Genomic DNA, 2,098 nt, shown 5'->3' with positions numbered 1-2,098 from the left:
TTTTTTCCATTATTATTTATCCTTTCTAATAAAATCTAAAAGTCTTTGATATTCATTGAAAAAGTTTGTATAGCTTAATCTTGAAAGATTGTTTTCATTATAAAGTTCAGTAAAAGAAGCTCCACTACTCATAGAATTTTCAATTATCTTTGAAAATTTAAAGAAAAAAAGATTTAAATCTGTAAAATTGCTTTCAAGAGTTTCACAAATTTGCTTTTTTTCTTTCTCATCTCTATAGTCTGTAACTAAAATACAAACTTTACCATCATTACCTATTTCGTTTAAAGTTTCTAATGTTCTAAGTAAAGAATTATAATTACTCGTGCAAGGAACAATAATCTTATTGCTTTCTTTAATAATATCCAATACTCCTTTTTCTACAAACCCACCAAAATCATAAACGCAATTATCTATTTTTTTTGGAGTTGGTAAAATTTTTGCTTTTTCAGGATAAATTTTTTCTATAATAGAATTATCATTGCTTTGTAAAAAATATTCTAAATCTTTAGCAATTGAAAAAGCAAAAGGAGTCTTTCCAACACCACCTTTTTTATTTATAACAGATATTATCATTAAAAAACCTTTTTTATATTTTTGTATAATATTATATATTATTATTTATTAATAAATAATAAAAATAAATAATATTTATTTTTGTTTCTTTGATTTTTTAGTGATAGTTTTGTTTTATATTCTAAATAATCTTCTAAATGTGTAGGTAGCATGAAGTCAAAAAACAATTAAATTTCATTGATTTTCATAATAAACTTAATACCTTTGAAAATCCTACAAAAACAATATCTCAAAAAGATATAACAAGATAATTCATCATATTAAAATAAAAAATAATTATTTCTTATAATTATTTTGTGAAATATTATATAATAATATTATTATTTAAAATTAATTTTATTATATATTAATAAATATTAGTATATTATAGTTACTATAAATATATATAAAATTATAGAAAAAAGAACTTTTATGCAAAATTTAATTAAACTAAGTTTATTAAGTATAGTTACTGCTTGTGTTTTTTCTGCTTGCTCTTCAGAGCCAAAAACAGTGCAATATTACGAAGATCCAAAAAATGCTACAGAATTAGAAGCTAAAATCAAAGAATGCGATAAAAATGCTAATTCTGCACAAACTGACACAGAATGTGCAAATGCTTATAAAGCAAACTATTCTAAGTCATTTCAAAAGCCATTATCAAGTGCTAAAGATTTTTTTAAGAACAACAAATGAATTTAGATCTTTTTCAAACTCTAGGCGAAAGCATACAACAAATTGTTGATGCTATAAGACAAATAGTCACAAATAATAAGATTGTTTGAAAGTAAATACTATTATATATTACTAATTTTTAATATATAATAGTTATTTTTAGTAATTAATATTATACATTAATTACTATTTTATAATTCTCTTATTATATATGTAAAATCTTTTTTAATATTCATTAAATTATCAATGCTGCTAGTTAAGATAATTTGAATTTTCTTATCTACAATTATATATCTATCGTGCAAATAATCATATTTTTCGTTAATTTCAGCATCTTTATTCTCTACAACCAACCATTCTTTATATATATTTTTCAAGTTGGAACATAAATTTTTGGGAAATTTCATTATATTTTCAATAGGATAAAAAATGTTTAATTTTTTTCTCGGAAAGCATTCTTCAGCAAATTTTATAAATTGCTTCTGATTTTTATTTATAAATTTATCATAAACAAACAAATGATTTGCATTTAAAAATATGGCTTTTAAATGTTCTTTAGCTTTTTTCTATCTTCATTTTTTATAAAACTAGCTGTAAAATTATTTTCTATTTTATCTTCAAAAATATTTACATAAGGAAAATTATATTGTTTCTCAGATAAAATAATTTTATATATAGTATTCTTAGAAAGACATTCTAAATCATCGCTATATTCTAAACTAGTCTTTTGTCCGAGAATAGATTTTAAAGTTTCACTATCATAATATCTTCTCATATATTCTTTTCGTTTTATCTTTAAAATTTTTTATAAATTAAAAAATAAAACAAAAACTATAAATTTTAAAACAATATTTAAAAAATTTACTTTGTT

Annotated in this window: 4 protein-coding genes; 1 reads left to right on the top strand and 3 read right to left on the bottom strand. The window is 20.4% G+C overall.

The annotated features are described in order from the left end of the window. Positions 1 to 12: 12 nt before the first annotated feature. Positions 13 to 573, bottom strand: a complete 561-nt coding sequence (locus AJ886_RS07110; RefSeq protein WP_002802083.1) for a hypothetical protein — start codon at positions 571 to 573, stop codon at positions 13 to 15. A 411-nt stretch (positions 574 to 984) separates the two neighbouring features. Between AJ886_RS07110 and AJ886_RS07105 the strand changes: the two genes are divergently transcribed. After that, a complete protein-coding gene (locus tag AJ886_RS07105) occupies positions 985 to 1,248 on the top strand; it encodes an EexN family lipoprotein (RefSeq protein ID WP_052799518.1) in 264 nt (87 codons plus the stop codon). Between the two features lie 170 nt (positions 1,249 to 1,418). Here AJ886_RS07105 and AJ886_RS10815 read toward each other — a convergent pair whose 3' ends face one another. Continuing rightward, a complete protein-coding gene (locus AJ886_RS10815) occupies positions 1,419 to 1,745 on the bottom strand; it encodes a hypothetical protein (RefSeq protein WP_052799526.1) in 327 nt (108 codons plus the stop codon). 26 nt (positions 1,746 to 1,771) lie between these two features. Next, positions 1,772 to 2,002 carry a hypothetical protein gene (locus AJ886_RS10810; protein ID WP_060787640.1) on the bottom strand — a complete coding sequence of 77 codons (231 nt, stop codon included), beginning with the start codon at positions 2,000 to 2,002 and terminating at the stop codon, positions 1,772 to 1,774. Between the last annotated feature and the right edge of the window lie 96 nt (positions 2,003 to 2,098).

It is taken from the genome of Campylobacter sp. BCW_6465 (genome assembly GCF_001762815.1).
GTDB lineage: Bacteria > Campylobacterota > Campylobacteria > Campylobacterales > Campylobacteraceae > Campylobacter_D > Campylobacter_D jejuni.
The sequence above is the reverse complement of the archived record's forward strand: the minus strand, read 5'-3'. Positions and strand labels throughout refer to the sequence as shown.